This window comes from Rhodococcus sp. F64268, assembly GCF_023015605.1.
Classification (GTDB): Bacteria; Actinomycetota; Actinomycetes; order Mycobacteriales; family Mycobacteriaceae; genus Rhodococcus.
Map to the genome: position 1 here is coordinate 489,718 of NZ_JALKAI010000004.1, position 15,129 is coordinate 504,846.

The 15,129-nt window shown below is 65.6% G+C and carries 11 protein-coding genes; 7 read left to right on the plus strand and 4 right to left on the minus strand.

All coding sequences use genetic code 11. From position 1 onward, the window contains the following. Positions 1-12 precede the first annotated feature (12 nt). Both MWU77_RS12650 and MWU77_RS12655 read right to left on the minus strand, forming a co-directional pair. Positions 13-1,206 (minus strand): acyl-CoA dehydrogenase family protein, encoded by a 1,194-nt coding sequence (locus MWU77_RS12650; protein WP_247273851.1) that lies wholly within the window; start codon positions 1,204-1,206, stop codon positions 13-15. After that, the gene (locus tag MWU77_RS12655; RefSeq protein ID WP_247273852.1) at positions 1,203-2,447 is read right to left on the minus strand and encodes a CoA transferase; all 1,245 of its coding nucleotides are present in this window, start codon (positions 2,445-2,447) and stop codon (positions 1,203-1,205) included. The genes MWU77_RS12650 and MWU77_RS12655 overlap by 4 nt, the downstream gene beginning before the upstream one ends. Positions 2,448-2,754: 307 nt before the next feature. On the opposite strand from MWU77_RS12655, the gene MWU77_RS12660 reads away from it, so the two are divergent. From MWU77_RS12660 to MWU77_RS12675, 4 genes are all read left to right on the plus strand, one after another. Continuing rightward, positions 2,755-4,101 carry an MFS transporter gene (locus MWU77_RS12660; RefSeq protein ID WP_247273853.1) on the plus strand — a complete coding sequence of 449 codons (1,347 nt, stop codon included), beginning with the start codon at positions 2,755-2,757 and terminating at the stop codon, positions 4,099-4,101. Positions 4,102-4,281: 180 nt separating this feature from the next. Continuing rightward, on the plus strand, positions 4,282-5,415 hold the full coding sequence (locus tag MWU77_RS12665; RefSeq protein WP_247273854.1) for an acetyl-CoA C-acyltransferase: 1,134 nt from the start codon (positions 4,282-4,284) through the stop codon (positions 5,413-5,415). A gap of 33 nt (positions 5,416-5,448) precedes the next feature. After that, positions 5,449-6,213, plus strand: a complete 765-nt coding sequence (locus tag MWU77_RS12670; protein ID WP_169689387.1) for an SDR family NAD(P)-dependent oxidoreductase — start codon at positions 5,449-5,451, stop codon at positions 6,211-6,213. A 14-nt stretch (positions 6,214-6,227) separates the two neighbouring features. Then, on the plus strand, positions 6,228-7,883 hold the full coding sequence (locus MWU77_RS12675; RefSeq protein ID WP_247273855.1) for a class I adenylate-forming enzyme family protein: 1,656 nt from the start codon (positions 6,228-6,230) through the stop codon (positions 7,881-7,883). A 145-nt stretch (positions 7,884-8,028) separates the two neighbouring features. Here MWU77_RS12675 and MWU77_RS12680 read toward each other — a convergent pair whose 3' ends face one another. After that, entirely contained in the window at positions 8,029-9,210 is a 1,182-nt protein-coding gene (locus MWU77_RS12680; protein ID WP_247273856.1) for an acyl-CoA dehydrogenase family protein, read from the minus strand. A 167-nt stretch (positions 9,211-9,377) separates the two neighbouring features. Between MWU77_RS12680 and fabG the strand changes: the two genes are divergently transcribed. From fabG to MWU77_RS12695, 3 genes are all read left to right on the plus strand, one after another. Continuing rightward, positions 9,378-10,118, plus strand: coding sequence for a 3-oxoacyl-ACP reductase FabG (gene fabG / locus MWU77_RS12685; protein WP_247273857.1), 741 nt, complete (start codon positions 9,378-9,380; stop codon positions 10,116-10,118). Between the two features lie 38 nt (positions 10,119-10,156). Beyond that, positions 10,157-11,368, plus strand: coding sequence for an acetyl-CoA C-acetyltransferase (locus MWU77_RS12690; protein ID WP_247273858.1), 1,212 nt, complete (start codon positions 10,157-10,159; stop codon positions 11,366-11,368). A 198-nt stretch (positions 11,369-11,566) separates the two neighbouring features. Next, complete coding sequence (locus MWU77_RS12695) at positions 11,567-13,192, plus strand: acyl-CoA synthetase (protein WP_169689397.1); 1,626 nt, start codon at positions 11,567-11,569, stop codon at positions 13,190-13,192. On the opposite strand, the gene MWU77_RS12700 is transcribed toward MWU77_RS12695, so the two are convergent. Beyond that, complete coding sequence (locus tag MWU77_RS12700; RefSeq protein WP_169689398.1) at positions 13,141-14,991, minus strand: 2-isopropylmalate synthase; 1,851 nt, start codon at positions 14,989-14,991, stop codon at positions 13,141-13,143. The two genes, MWU77_RS12695 and MWU77_RS12700, sit on opposite strands and share 52 nt — an antisense overlap. Positions 14,992-15,129: the final 138 nt, after the last annotated feature.

A 15,129-nucleotide genomic window follows, 5' to 3' on the forward strand; every position in this document is an offset into this window, starting at 1 on the left:
AGGGCAGCTGGATTACAGCGCGTATTCGCGGAGGATGCCCTTGCTGATGATCGTCTTCTGGATCTCGCTGGTGCCCTCACCGATGAGCAGGAACGGAGCCTCACGCATGAGCCGCTCGATCTCGTACTCCTTCGAATAGCCGTAGCCACCATGGATGCGGAAACTCGCCTGCGTCACCTCGGAGCAGTACTCACTCGTCAGGTACTTCGCCATACCTGCCGCGACGTCGTTGCGCTCACCCGAATCCTTCAGGCGCGCAGCGTTGACCATCATCAGGTGCGCGGCCTCGACCTTGGTCGCCATCTCGGCGAGAGAGAACCCGATCGCCTGGTGTTGTGCGATCGGCTTGCCGAACGTGGTGCGCTGCTGCGCATAGCGCGCTGCGAGCTCGAATGCGCGGATCGCGACACCACACGCGCGAGCGGACACGTTCACACGACCGACCTCGACGCCGTCCATCATCTGGAAGAAGCCGCGACCCGGCTCGCCACCGAGGATCGTATCGGCGGAGGCCTTGTAGTTGTCGAAGACGAGCTCGGTGGTGTCGATGCCCTTGTAGCCCATTTTGTCGATCTTGCCGGGGATCGTCAGACCCGGCGCCACCTCGCCGAACCCGGCGGGCTTCTCGACGAGGAACGCCGTGAGATTCTTGTGGGCTTTGTCGGAGCCCTCTTCGGTCTTGACGAGCGCGGCGACGAGAGTGGAGCTGCCGCCGTTGGTCAGCCACATCTTCTGGCCGTTGATGACGTAGTTGCCGTCGGCGTCGCGCTTGGCCTTGGTACGGATCGCGGCGACGTCCGAGCCGAGTTCGGGCTCGGACATCGAGAAGGCACCGCGCACCTCGCCGGTCGCCATGCGCGGCAGGAAGTGCTGCTTCTGGGCTTCAGTGCCGTGCTGGCAGATCATGTACGCGACGATGAAGTGCGTGTTGATGACGCCGGAGACACTCATCCAGCCGCGCGCGAGTTCCTCGACGCACAGCGCATAGGTCAGCAGTGACTCGCCGAGTCCGCCGTACTCCTCGGGGATCATCAGGCCGAACAGGCCCATCTCGCGCATCTGATCGACGATCGCCTGCGGATAGGTATCGGAATGCTCGAGTTCCTGCGCGTTCGGGATGATCTCGCGGTCGACGAACCGTCGAACGTTGTCGAGGATCTCCGACTGGAATTCGGTCAGTCCGAGGGTCTGGGCGAGGCGGGTCATGCGAGGTCCTTCTGCTTGGTGTGGACGGCGCCTGCAGCGGCGAGGGCATCGACTTCGTCGTCGGTCAGCCCGAGGTGCTCGACGAGGACGGTGGCGGTGTCGTCACCGTTGGCAGGGGCGGGACGGACGGCCGGGTGCACGCCGTCGAACGACATGGGGGTGCTGGCCGCGGAGTAGGTGCCGATGCGCGGCTGGTCGAGTTGCTGGAACATCGGATTGTTCGTGATCAGCGGGTCGGCGGCGAGCTCGGCGAAGGTGCGGTAGCGCTCGTGCAGGATCGAGGTGCCGTCGAGTGCGGCTTCGACCTCTCCTGCCGTCCGCGCGGCGAACCACGGTGCGAACAGGCCGTTGAGGACCGCGCGGTGCTTGTAGCGTTCGCCTTCGTCGCGAAAGTCGGTGCCCAGTGCAGCTTCGACGGCGGTGACGGCGGCGGTCGTGCCGGTCAGTTCGGTGAGGTCGCGGAAATGTCGCGGGGTCAGTGCGACGGTCATGAACCGGGCGCCATCGCTGGTGGCGAAGTCGCACCCGTAGGTGCCGTAGACGGCGTTGCCGACCCGGCCGCGGCCGGTCAGGCCGAGCTGGGCCTCGGCGATGTAGCCGAGGTTGCCGACGGTGGCGAACGCGACGTCTTCGAGAGGGAGAACGATCTTGGTTCCGGCGCCGGTGATCTCACGGCGGTACACGGCGGAGGCGACGGACAGTGCGGCGTAGAGGCCGCACGAGACGTCCCATGCGGGCAGTACGTGGTTGACCGGGCCGTCGAGGTTCTCGGGTCCGGTGACCTGGGGGAATCCGGCTGCGGCGTTGACGGTGTAGTCGACGGCGCCGGTGCCGTCGGCGCGCCCGAGGACCTGTACGTGGATCAGGTCGGGGCGGATGGCGGCGAGTTCGTCGTAATCGAGCCAATCGCGTCCGGCCGCATTGGTGACGAGGATACCGGCGTCGATGATCAGATCTCTGATCAGCTTGTGCGCCTGCGGATTTCGGAAGTCGGCGGCGAACGAGCGTTTGCCCTTGTTCAAGTTCGCCCAGTAGATCGACTCGCCGTCCGCAGTGAGGGGCCAGCGCTTGTAGTCGGCGGCTCCGCCGATCGGGTCGACACGGATCACGTCGGCACCGAGAGCGGCGAGCGTCATTCCGCACAGGGGCGCGGCCACGAAGCTCGACACTTCGACCACACGGACTCCCGCGAGGGGGGCGGTGGACGAGGGCAACTCGTCTGTGGAAGCGGTGGAATTCATGGCGTCCTGTCCTCGTCCGTCGCGTGTTCCGGGCACACGCGACCCGAATCGGTTCCCAGCCAGCATGCAACAGCTTTCGGGGGCGGACCAGCACCGGATCGGCTATTGCTCGGTTAGCGCAGACCAATATCCCGACCACTTGTGATGGGTCATAGGTTCTGGTGATCGATTGGTTCGCGTAAGGCTCTTTGTGTTCGGTGAGCTCGGTCACGTTCAATGAATTCAACGCCAGGCGTGACGGTCCACGCCGAGTGCGAGTCAGAGTGCGGCCTGCGTCGTTATCCTCCGAGTCTGAAGGGACTCCCGCGTGACTACAGGTGAAATCGTGAACGGTACGTCCAGTACCCACGATGGCCCCCAGCCATCCGAATCCAGATCACCGTTCAAGGTGACTCCCGGCCGCGCGTGGGGGATGACCAGTCTTGTCATCTTCCTGTACGTGGTGAACTACGCCGACAAGGCCGTGCTCGGCATCATCGCCCAGCCGCTCGCCCGTGAATTCGGGATGACCTCGTCGCAGATCGGCCTCGTCGGTTCCCTGTTCTTCGTGACCTTCACGATCGGGGGCTTCCTCGCCGGACCGCTCGAGAAGAAGCTGACTCTCAAGTGGGCACTGCTCGCACTCGGCCTGATCTGGTCGGTCGTGATGCTTCCGCTCGTCGTCACCGGCGGCTTCGTGGTGCTCGTCGTGTGCCGCATGCTGCTCGGCCTGGGCGAAGGTCCGAGTTCGGCGCTCATGCACACCGCCGCGTACTCGTGGCACCCGCCCGCCAAGCGCGGTCTTCCCGGCGCGTTCCTCGCCGGCTCCGCCTCGGTCGCGAAGATCGCACTCGCACCCGTCCTGACCTTCATCACCGTCGAATACGGCTGGCGGATGGCCATCGTCGCGCTGTCGGTGCTGGGTCTGGTGTGGATCATGTGCTGGGTTCCCGGCTTCAAGGAAGGCCCTTACACCACCAAGGCGGTCAAGGGCGCCGATACTGCTGTGGCGTCCGCTCCGACCGAGCCGTCCGTGCCGTGGCGCAAGATCTTCTTCTCCCGCACCTTCGCGAGCTGTGCCGTCATGATCATCGTCGTCTACGCGCTCACCACCGTCGTCCTGACCTGGCTGCCGTCGTACTTCGAACTGGGTCTCGGCTACAGCGCTCTGCAGGCAGGCTCGATGTTCGCGCTGCCCTCGATCGTCGGACTGTTCCTGATGATCTCGTCGGGCACCGTCACCGACCGCCTACGCAGCCGCGGCCACACCTCCCGCGTGGTCCGCATCATCGTTCCCGCCGTCGGTGTCCTCGTCTGCGGTGCAGTCCTGGTGTTCCTCCCGTCGATCGGTACTCCGGCGTTGGCGGTCGCGCTCGTCTCGATCGGCTACGGCTTCGGTGCCATCGCCTTCCCGCTGATCAACGCCGCGATCTCCGAGCTGTGCCCGCCGCAGCAGACCGCAGGCACGATGGGTGTGTTCCTCGCGCTCATGGCGATCGGTGGCCTCGTCGCTCCCTACGGCACCGGCCTCATCGTCGACAACGCTGCAACCGCGGCGGAGGGCTACGCGACATCGTTCCAGATCATCGGTGTCCTCGGTGCGATCGCCGCGGTGCTCGTGCTGGTATTCGCCAACCCCGAACGCGACCGCAAGATCATCCGCGGCGTGGCCTGAACGAAGTCGGCATAGCTTCCGCCTAACGGAAGCTTCCGCCGAAAGACTTATCCTCACCGGCCGGGTGCGTGGTCTCCTCGAAGTGAGGGCCACCACCCGGCCGGCTGCTTTTCTCCGGTGCTCGCTCCACCGGTTGCCCACAAGACCCGATTGTTCGCTTTCACAAAGGACCCGATCCCCATGCGCGATGCCGTGATCGTCGATGCCGTCCGTACCCCCATCGGGCGCCGTAACGGTGCACTGTCCGAAGTTCACCCCGTCAACCTGTCCGCACACGTGCTCACCGCACTCGCCGAGCGCACCGGTCTCGACCCCGCCACCGTCGACGACGTCCAGTGGGGTTGTGTGAGCCAGGTCGGAGCGCAGGCCGGAATCGTGTCGCGGAGCGCGGTCTTTGCCGCCGGATGGCCCGAGACGGTGCCTGCCACCACGATCAACCGTGCATGCGGTTCGAGCCAGCAGTCCGTGTCGTTCGCGGCAGGATCGGTGATCTCCGGGCAGGCCGACGTGGTGATCGCCGGTGGTGTCGAGTCCATGTCGCAGGTTCCGATGGGCAGCGCCGTGAAGACCCCCAACGAGAACTACCCGGCCGAGGTGCTCGAGCGGTTCGGCGTCTCCGGATTCAGCCAGGGCATCGGTGCCGAGATGATCGCCGAGAAGTGGGGTTTCTCCCGCACCCAGCTCGACGAGTTCGCTCTGCGTTCGCACGAACTCTCGGCAGCGGCCACCGACGCAGGCGCATTCGACCGGCAGCTCGCGCCGCTCGCCGGCCTCACCACTGACGAGGGCATCCGCCGGGGCGGCAGCCTCGAGTCGCTCGCCAAGCTCAAGACCGTGTTCAAGGAAGACGGCGTCATCCACGCGGGTAACTCGTCGCAGATCTCCGACGGCGCCGGCGCACTGCTCGTCACCACCAGTGAGTACGCGGCCGCGCAGGGATGGGCTCCCCTCGCACGCATCCACACTGCTGTCGTCGCGGCCGACGACCCGGTCGTCATGCTCACCGGCCCGATTCCCGCCACGGAGAAGGCGCTGAAGCGCTCGGGTCTGTCGATCGACGACATCGGCGCGTTCGAGATCAACGAGGCCTTCGCGCCCGTGCCGCTCGCCTGGCTCGCCGAGACCGGCGCGAAGCTCGACCGGCTCAACCCGCTCGGCGGCGCGATCGGTGTCGGTCACCCGCTCGGTGGCTCCGGCGCGATCCTCATGACCCGACTCGTACACCACATGCGTGACAACGGAATTCGATACGGACTGCAGTCGATGTGTGAGGCCGGCGGTATGGCCAACGCCACCATCCTCGAACTGCTCTGATATCCACATAACTCACATCAAGGATCGAAAATAATGGAACTCAAGGGTCTTTCCGTCGCAATCACCGGTGGTGCCTCCGGGCTCGGACTTGCCACCGCCCAGCGCGTGCTCGCCGCAGGCGGCAACGTCACCCTCATCGATCTGCCGTCGTCGAACGGCGCCGATGTCGCCAAGGATCTCGGTGACGGTGCGACGTTCGCGGGTGCGGACGTCACTGATGCGGAGCAGTTTGCCGCCGCACTCGATGTCGCGCACGAGCGCGGCGGACTGCGCGGCGTCGTGCACTGCGCCGGTGCCGGCCGCAAGATGCGGATCCTCGACAAGGAAGGCAAGGCCGGCTCGCTCGAGGACTTCGAGTTCGTCATCCGCCTCAACCTGATCGGATCGTTCAACGCGCTGCGCCTGGGCGCCGAGCGCATGGCGCAGCTCGAGCCGATCGACGGTGAGCGCGGAGTGGTCGTGATGACGGCGTCTGCAGCAGCGTACGAAGGCCAGATCGGCCAGATCAACTACTCGGCGTCCAAGGCAGGCATCGTCGGCATGACGATCGTCGCTGCCCGCGATCTTGCAAGCAAGAACATCCGAGTCAACACGATCGCCCCGGGCATCATGGACACGCCGCTGCTCGCGCGTCTGCGCGACGACGTCCGTGCATCGCTCGAGGCCACTGTGCCGAACCCGTCGCGTATGGGCCGTCCGGAGGAGTTCGGTCGTCTCGCCGCATCGATCCTCGAGAACGGCTACCTCAACGGTGAGACCATCCGCCTGGACGGTGCCATCCGTATGGCCCCGCGCTGATCCGGGGATCGAAGATGACTTCCGTTCAATTCGGTTGGGCAGACACGTCGTTGTCCTACCCACAGGTTTCGATGGCGGTGTGGGCGCCGAGTCTCGCCGCCATGTACGGCGACCGCGCTGCGGTCGTCGACGGTGATCGGGTTCTGTCGTACCGCGAGCTCGACGAGAAGTCGGCGCAGTTCGCAGGTGCGTTGAGCGCCGCCGGTGTCGCCGAACACGACGTGGTGCTCATGCATCTCGGCAACTGCGCAGAGTTCCACATCGCGTATTACGGCGCGTTGCGTGTCGGTGCGGCCGTGACCCTTGTGAATCCGCTTCAGCCCGAGCCGGGTCTTCGGCGTCAGATCGAGGAGACCGGAGCCGTCGCAGCCGTGTCCCAACCGCAGCAGCTCCCCACGCTGCTCGGTGCTGCGGCAGGCACCACGATCCGTCTCGTCGCGGTCGTGTCCGACGAGCCTGTCGAGACCGGTGCGGTCGAGGCGGTCCGGTTCGACGAGTTGCTGGCCGGTCACGCCACCGAGTTCGCACCTGCGCAGGTCGGCGGTGACGATGTCGCACACATCGCGTACACCGGTGGCACCACCGGCATTTCGAAGGGCGTGCGGGTTCTGCACCGCAACGTCGTCGGCAACGTGACGCAGATGTGCGGGTGGCGTGCCGGGTACCAGACCGTGGTGAAGGATGGTCTGGTGTCGCTCGAGAAGATCGACGGCCTCGACATCGCGGGCGTCGTTCCGGGCGAGGGGTCGACGATCGTCGTGTCGCCTCTGTTTCACGCACATGCGCTGATCAATACGTCGTTCCTGCTGGCCTGCGGTCTCACACAGGTGCTCGCGGGCCGCTTCGACCCGGCCCGCATGCTCGAACTGATCGAGATCCATCGCGCCGGCTACATCACGGGCAGCCCCGCGATGTGGCACGCGCTTGCCACGCACCCGGATGTCGCGACCCGCGACCTGTCGACGGTGCGGGTGGTGTCGTCGGGCGCGGCTCCGATCGACCATGTCACTCTCGAGGCACTTGCCGTCGCATTCCCCAACGCGACCGTTGCCGAGGGTTACGGGCTGACCGAGGGCACGTGCGTGGTCACCGCCATGCCACTGGCCCGGGGTCTCCGATATCGGATCGGAAGCGTCGGCCTTCCTGTCTTCGACACCGAGATCGAGATCCGGCCGCAAGGTGACATGACGGCGACGGCCGGTCCGAACGAACGTGGCGAACTGTGGGTTCGTGGCCCGCAGGTCACCGACGGGTATCTCGGTCACCCCGAGATCACGGCGGAGCAGTACGTGGACGGCTGGCTCGCGACCGGTGACATCGCCTACCGCGACGACGACGGTTATCTGTTCATCGCGGACCGCGCGAAGGACATGCTGATCTACAAGGGCTACAACGTGTATCCGCGTGAGCTCGAGGAGATCCTCGTGACGCATCCGTCCGTGTCGACCGCTGCGGTGGTCGGTCGCGATGTGGGTACGACAGGGCAGGAGCCCGTGGCATTCGTCGTGCCTGTCGCGGGTGCCGAGGTCGATGAGGACGAACTCATGGCGTACGTGGCCGAACGTGTACTGCCGTACAAGAAGATCCGGGACATCGTGATCCTGGATGCGCTGCCGACCTCTGCCGCCGGAAAGATTCTCAAGACCGACCTGCGCGCCCAGCTGGAATAACGCAGCGAACCGCCGCCCGTGCATGGCTCCGGTAGACCCATACCGGATCTGCGCACGGGCGGTTGGTGTTTCACGGGTGGAGTTCGCGCACGAACGAGACAGCCACACCCCGTCGACGAGGTGTGGCTGTCTGTGCGTGAAGCGGTTACGACGAGCGCTGGGCCTGCTTGACGAGTCCGCCGCCGATGATCAGACGCTGGATCTCGCTGGTGCCCTCGTACAGGCGCAGCAGACGCACGTCGCGGTAGATGCGCTCGACCGGCACCTCGCGCATGTACCCGGTGCCGCCGTGGATCTGCACGGCAAGATCGGCGACCTTGCCGACCATCTCGGTGCAGTACAGCTTCGCCACCGACGGAGCGATGCGGCGGTCGGTCTCCTCCACCCACGCCTTCGCGGCGTCGCGCACGAGGGCGCGGCCGGCCATCACACCGGTCTGCTGATCGGCGATCATCGCCTGCACAAGCTGGAAGTTGCCGATCGGGTTACCGCCCTGAGTTGCGGTGGCCGCGTACTCGACGGACTCGTCGAGCGCGCGCTGTGCCTGTCCGACCGACAGCGCAGCGATGTGGACGCGACCGCGCGCGAGGGAAACCATCGCGGCCTTGTATCCGACGTCCTCGCTGCCGCCGACGAGAGCCGAATTCGGCACCCGTACCTCGTTGAAGTGCACGTCTGCCGTCCAGGCGCCTTCCTGGCCCATCTTGGCGTCCTTGCCGGAGACTTGCACGCCTTCGGTGTCGGCGGGGACGAGGAACACCGCGATACCGGTGCCGTCGCTGTCGGCCGGGCGGGTGCGGGCGAACACGACGAACAGGTTCGCGAGCGGCGCGTTGGTGATGAAGCGTTTCTCGCCGGTGATCACCCAGTCGTCGCCGTCACGGACGGCCTTGGTGCGCAGGCCCGACGGGTTGGAGCCGGCGCCGGGCTCGGTGAGCGCGAACGACGCGACGACGTCGCCGGAGGCGATGCCCTCGAGCCACTGCTGCTTCTGCTCGTCGGTGCCGAAATTGACGAGAACCTGACCGGCGATGCCGTTGTTGGTGCCGAACATCGAGCGAAGCGACAGGGTGGTGTAGCCGAGTTCCATGGCGAGTTCGGCGTCCTGCTGGAGGTTCAGGCCGAGACCGCCCCACGCTTGCGGGATCGCGTATCCGAACAGGCCCATGTCCTTGGCGGCCTGTCGAATGTCGTCGGGAATTGCGTTGGTGTCGGCGATCTCCTGCTCGCGGGGGACCACGACATTGCGCACGAACGCGCGGGTCTGGGCGAGGATCTCGCGGAAGTCGTCTTCGTCGACCTCGGGGGTCGGAGTCGCAAGTGTCATGCCTACCACTTTCGAGGCAGTCTCGGGTGGTGTCCAATACGAATGGCGCCATTCCCATATAGGCAGTCTCGATGGATTTCGTGGGGTGATTCGGGTCGTTGCGTGGATATATTCGAAGACATCGACCCGTTTCGGGGACAACTCAGTTCCCCTCGAAAGGATTTCAGATGTCGCTGTTGGAGAACCGTACCGCCGTGATCACCGGCGGCGCCCAGGGTATCGGCTTCGCGATCGCCCAGAACTTCGTCGACGCCGGCGCCCGAGTCGTCATCGGCGACCTCGATCTCGACGCCGCCACCGCAGCAGCGGAGAAGCTCGGCGGACGCGACGTCGCTCGCGCGGTCAAGGCGAACGTCGTCGAATCCGCCGATTGGGACACTCTCCTCGCAGAGGCTGTCGACGGGTTCGGTTCTCTCGATGTCGTGGTCAACAACGCAGGTATCACCCGCGACGCGACGATGCGCACGATGACCGAGGAGGATTTCGACCTCGTCATTTCCGTGCATCTCAAGGGCACCTGGCACGGCACCCGCAAGGCTGCCGCGATCATGCGCGAGGCCAAGCGCGGCGCAATCGTCAACATCTCATCGCTGTCCGGCAAGGTCGGCATGGTCGGCCAGACCAACTACTCCGCGGCGAAGGCGGGCATCGTGGGTCTCACCAAGGCGGCAGCGAAGGAGATGGCGCACCACGGCGTCCGTGTCAACGCGATCCAGCCCGGCCTGATCCGCTCGGCGATGACCGAGGCCATGCCGCAGAAGGCATGGGACGGCAAGATGGCCGAGATCCCGATGGGCCGTCCGGGCGAGGTCGATGAAATTGCTTCTGTTGCACTGTTCCTCGCTTCCGACATGTCGTCCTACATGACCGGCACCGTCCTCGAGGTCACCGGCGGCCGCTTCATGTGACGGTCTCTGTCGTCACGTTCTCTTCCCGAAAGGTCATCATGCGCGAAGTTGTCATCTGTGAGCCGGTTCGTACCCCTATCGGTCGCTACGGCGGAATGTTCAAGTCCCTCACTGCCGTCGATCTCGGTGTCACGGCACTGAAGGGTCTGCTCGATCGGACGGGTGTGTCTCCCGACGAGGTCGGTGACGTCATTCTCGGCCACTGCAACGGCAACAGTGAGGCCCCGGCCATCGGTCGTGTCGTCGCTCTCGACGCCGGGCTTCCGGTCACCGTGCCCGGCATGCACATCGACCGTCGGTGTGGCTCCGGCCTGCAGGCCGTGATCCAGGCTGCGCTGCAGGTCGGCAACGGCGACAACGAACTCGTCGTCGCCGGTGGCACCGAGTCGATGAGCAACGCAGCGTTCTACTCGACGGACATCCGCTGGGGCGGTGCACGCACCGGTGTGCAGATGCACGACGGCCTGGTCCGTGCCCGCTCGACTGCCGGAGGCAAGCACTACCCGGTTCCCGGCGGCATGATCGAGACTGCCGAGAACCTGCGCGCCGAGTACGGCATCAGCCGTCAGGAGCAGGATGAGCTCGCCGCAGAGTCGCACCGCCGCGCGGTGGCCGCTCAGCAGGCCGGCATCCTCGCCGAGGAGATCATCCCGGTCACCGTGCCCTCGCGTAAGGGCGACCAGACCATCGACACCGACGAGCATCCCCGTGCCGACACCACTGTCGAGACCCTCTCGTCGCTGCGGCCGATCATGGGCAAGCAGGATCCCGGCGCCACCGTCACGGCCGGCAACGCCAGCGGGCAGAATGATGCCGCGTCGATGGCGATCGTCACGACACCGGAGAAGGCTGCGGAGCTCGGCTTGACCCCGCTCGTGCGTATCGTGTCGTGGGGTGTGGCTGGTGTTGCGCCCAAGGTCATGGGCATCGGCCCCGTGCCCGCGACCGAGATCGCACTCGCGAAGGCCGGTATCACGCTTGCCGATGTCGACGTCATCGAACTCAACGAGGCGTTCGCGGCGCAGGCGCTGGCCGTGACCCGTGAGTGGAAGTTCGGTGCCGCAGATTTCGAGCGCACCAACATCCACGGTTCCGGTATCTCGCTCGGTCATCCGGTCGGCGCGACCGGTGGTCGCATGCTCGCGACACTGGCCCGCGAGTTGCACCGACGTGAGGGCCGCTACGCCCTCGAGACCATGTGCATCGGCGGCGGCCAGGGCCTCGCTGCGATCTTCGAACGCGTGTCCTGATTCGTCGTCACGTTTGAGTTCCCCCGACAACGGTCGGCCGGCATCTGCCGGCCGACCGTTGCTTGTTTCCGCTGGTCGGACGCACCCATTGATGCCAGAACTGATATGTGTTCTACTTTTGCCCAGAGTGGCGTACGGCACATTTCGGGCAGAGATGCGAGCGGCGCCGTTGCACGACCGATCGGAAGGAACAGCACAATGTCTCTGAATCTGGCCGACCTCACCGAAGCGGTGGTCGACGCGATTCCCGATCGCACGGCCATCGTCTGCGGCGACCGATCGCACACCTACGCGCAATACGATGCCGCCGCCAACCGGATCGGTCATCACCTCGCCGCAGCGGGGGTCGCACCCGGCGACCATGTCGGACTGCACATGCGCAACAGTCTCGAATACCTCGACACGATGCTCGGCACAATGAAGATCAGGGCCGTCCCGATCAATATCAACTTCCGATACGTGGGCGCCGAACTCGACTACCTCTACAACAATGCCGAACTCGTCGCGCTCGTGGTGGACGCAGACCTGACCGACGTCGTCGCCGAGGTTTTGCCCGACTGTCCCCACCTGCGGCACATCGTGGTCGTCGGAGATGCTCCCACGCCGGCGCTCGATGACGCAGCAGCGCTCGCCGAGGTCACCGTCGTGCGGTACGACGACGCCGTCGCGGACGCCTCGGATGAGCGCGACTTCGCTCCGCGCAGCGACGACGACCTCTACATCCTCTACACGGGCGGCACCACCGGCATGCCCAAGGGCGTGATGTGGCGGCACGAGGACTTCTACTTCGCCGCACTCGGCGGAGGCAACGCGTACGGCGACCCGCACGACAGCCCCGAATCGCTCGCTGCCGCGGCCGCCGCCAACGAACACCCGTTGACGTATGTCGTCACCGCTCCGCTCATGCACGGCGCTGCCATGTACGCCGTGTTCATGGGCCTGTTCATGGGCTTCCCCCAGGTGATCATGCGGAACTTCGAACCCGCGGAGGCGCTGCGTCGGATCGACGAGCACAAGGCCGCCGTGCTCATGGTCGTCGGAGATGCCATCAGCCGGCCCATCGCCGACGTCCTCGCGGAGCGTCGCGACGAGTTCGACCTCAGCTCGCTGATCGTCATCGGTTCGGGAGGTGCGCTGTGGTCGGTCAGCGTGCGCGACCGCCTGAAGGAACTGCTCCCCAACGTCATGCTGCTCAACTCTTTCGGCTCGTCCGAATCGGGAGCCAATGGTGCCCTCACCCCCGGCGAGGACGGCAAACAGAGACTGCCCGCGTCCCCGAAGGTGCGCGTCGTCGACACCGACTATTCGACGATCGAACCGGGCTCGGACGCCATCGGCTACCTTGCGCGGGTCGGTCACGTACCGGTGGGTTACTTCAACGACCCCGAGAAGACCGCCGCCACCTTTCCCGTCGTGGACGGCACACGGATGTCGCTGCTCGGCGACCTCGCCACGGTCGAGGCGGACGGCTCGATCATCGTGCTCGGCCGCGGCTCGGCGTGCATCAACAGTGGTGGCGAGAAGATCTACGCCGAGGAGGTCGAGGAGGCGGTCAAGGGGCATCCCGCAGTGGAGGATGCACTCGTCACCGGCGTACCGGATCCCCGTCTGGGCGAGACGGTGTCGGTGGTCGTACAGCTACGCGAGGGTGCGCACGAGCCGACGCAGGAGGAGCTCGCCGAACACTGCCGGACCGTCATCGCCGGGTACAAGGTCCCCCGGCACGTCGTCGTGATGCCGCAGATCGTCCGCTCCCCCGCAGGCAAGGCAGATTACCGGTGGGCCAAATCGGTACTGACGCAGTCGGTGACCACCGAGGTCTGATCACCTGTGAGGGCTGCACTCGGGCCGGTGTTCGCGGCGCCGATGAGGGACTCGAGGGTGGCGGTCAGCACGGATCGGCTCTTGCCGGCAGCCCACCGCGTGACTGTGCCCCTGCGGTACTCGATCAGGGTGAGCGCGTCGCTGTCCTCGAGCGCTGACGGCGCCGGAGCGCCGCTGCCGGAGCCGATGCTGGTCTGATGCAGGGCGAGGACGTCCAGCGAGATCCCGACACGAGCGAGTGCTTCGGTGACGGCCTCCACCGGGCCGACGCCGTGATGCGAGCTGGAGTGCTCGGAGTTATCCACGCGCAGTGTGAGAGTCGTGGTTTCCTCGGTGGTATCGAAGCCCGTCAGTTCGATGGCGGGCTTGCCACCCGGCGTAACGATGTACTCGGCCTCGAAGATGTCCCACAGTTGTGATGCGGTGACCTCGCTGCCGGTGGCGTCGGTGTGCTTCTGTACGTGGCGGGCGAAGTCGATCTGCAGACGCCGGGGCAGTTCGATGCCGTACTCGGTTTCCAGCAGGTAGGCGATTCCGCCCTTACCGGACTGCGAGTTCACCCGGATGACGGCATCGTAGCTGCGGCCGAGGTCGGCGGGATCGATGGGCAGGTACGGCACGCGCCACTCGGTCTCGCTGACTCGACGGCCCTCGGCGGCCGCGCGGGCATGGTGCTCGGCGAAACCCTTCTTGATCGCGTCCTGGTGAGTGCCACTGAAAGCGGTGTGCACGAGGTCTCCGACATACGGATGTCTGGGATTGATCTCGATACGGTTGGCGTGCTCGACGGTGCGGCGGATCTCGTCGATGTCGGAGAAGTCGATCATCGGATCGACGCCCTGCGCATGCAGGTTCAGAGCGAGGGTGGCGATATCGACATTGCCCGTGCGCTCCCCGTTGCCGAAAATGCAGCCTTCGACGCGCTGTGCTCCGGCCAGGACGGCGAGTTCGGCACACGCGACCCCGGTACCGCGGTCGTTGTGTGGGTGTACGGACAGGATCACTGCATCACGGCGAGTGAGGTTCTTGTGCATGTATTCGATCTGATCGGCATAGACGTTCGGCGTTGCGATCTCGACGGTCGCGGGAAGGTTGACGATGACGGGACGCTGCGCCGAGGCATCCCACAGCGTCGTCATGTCGTCGCAGACCTCGAGGGCGTAGTCGGGTTCGGTGAGGTTGAAGACCTCGGGCGAGAACTCGAAGCGCACATTCTCCAGGTCGCCGGCGAACTCCAGTACGTCGCGTCCGCCGGAGACGATCAACTCTGTGAGTGCAGTGCGGCCGTGCCCGAGCACGACATCGCGCCATGTCGGTGCGGTCGCCGTGTACATGTGGACGACAACGTCATTGCGGACACCGCGGATCGACTCCACGGTGCGCTCGATGAGGTCGCGGCGGGCAGGGGTGAATACGACGATGGTGACATCGCCGGGTGCGATGTCGGTGTCGGCGATGAGACGGATGAAGTCGTAGTCGGTCTGCGAGGCCGACGGATAGCCGACCTCGATCTCCTTGTAACCCATCGCGACCATCAGTTCGAACAAACGGCGCTTGCGGGTGGGGTCCATCGGCTCGGCCAGCGCCTGATTGCCGTCGCGCAGGTCGACCGGCACCCACAGGGGAGCTGCCGTCATGCGCTTGGACGGCCAGTCACGCTCTGTGAGTGGCACTTCCACACGTGAGTACACATCACGGTAACGGTGGGAGGGCATCTGTGAGTGCGTCTGCCGATTCCAGGACGGAGCATCGGCGGGTACCGGTCCGGCTGGAGTGTTGATGCTGGGGAAGGCGGTCATGTTCGTGGTTCCTTCTACGGGTCGTGAAATGTCGACCGGCGCGATCGGGCTCCACGACGGGAGCCGGTCGGGCTACACCCCGCCGTGGCGGCGAAGAAGGAGGAATCCGAGGATGAGCATGCGGCGACGCTACCACAA

Bases quoted from the DNA above. Each gene is read 5' to 3' on its own strand.
- MWU77_RS12650 (WP_247273851.1), bottom strand. From the start codon at position 1,206: ATGACCCGCCTCGCCCAGACCCTCGGACTGACCGAATTCCAGTCGGAG.
- MWU77_RS12655 (WP_247273852.1), bottom strand. From the start codon at position 2,447: ATGAATTCCACCGCTTCCACAGACGAGTTGCCCTCGTCCACCGCCCCC.
- MWU77_RS12665 (WP_247273854.1), top strand. From the start codon at position 4,282: ATGCGCGATGCCGTGATCGTCGATGCCGTCCGTACCCCCATCGGGCGC.
- MWU77_RS12670 (WP_169689387.1), top strand. From the start codon at position 5,449: ATGGAACTCAAGGGTCTTTCCGTCGCAATCACCGGTGGTGCCTCCGGG.
- MWU77_RS12675 (WP_247273855.1), top strand. From the start codon at position 6,228: ATGACTTCCGTTCAATTCGGTTGGGCAGACACGTCGTTGTCCTACCCA.
- MWU77_RS12680 (WP_247273856.1), bottom strand. From the start codon at position 9,210: ATGACACTTGCGACTCCGACCCCCGAGGTCGACGAAGACGACTTCCGC.
- fabG (WP_247273857.1), top strand. From the start codon at position 9,378: ATGTCGCTGTTGGAGAACCGTACCGCCGTGATCACCGGCGGCGCCCAG.
- MWU77_RS12690 (WP_247273858.1), top strand. From the start codon at position 10,157: ATGCGCGAAGTTGTCATCTGTGAGCCGGTTCGTACCCCTATCGGTCGC.
- MWU77_RS12695 (WP_169689397.1), top strand. From the start codon at position 11,567: ATGTCTCTGAATCTGGCCGACCTCACCGAAGCGGTGGTCGACGCGATT.
- MWU77_RS12700 (WP_169689398.1), bottom strand. From the start codon at position 14,991: ATGACCGCCTTCCCCAGCATCAACACTCCAGCCGGACCGGTACCCGCC.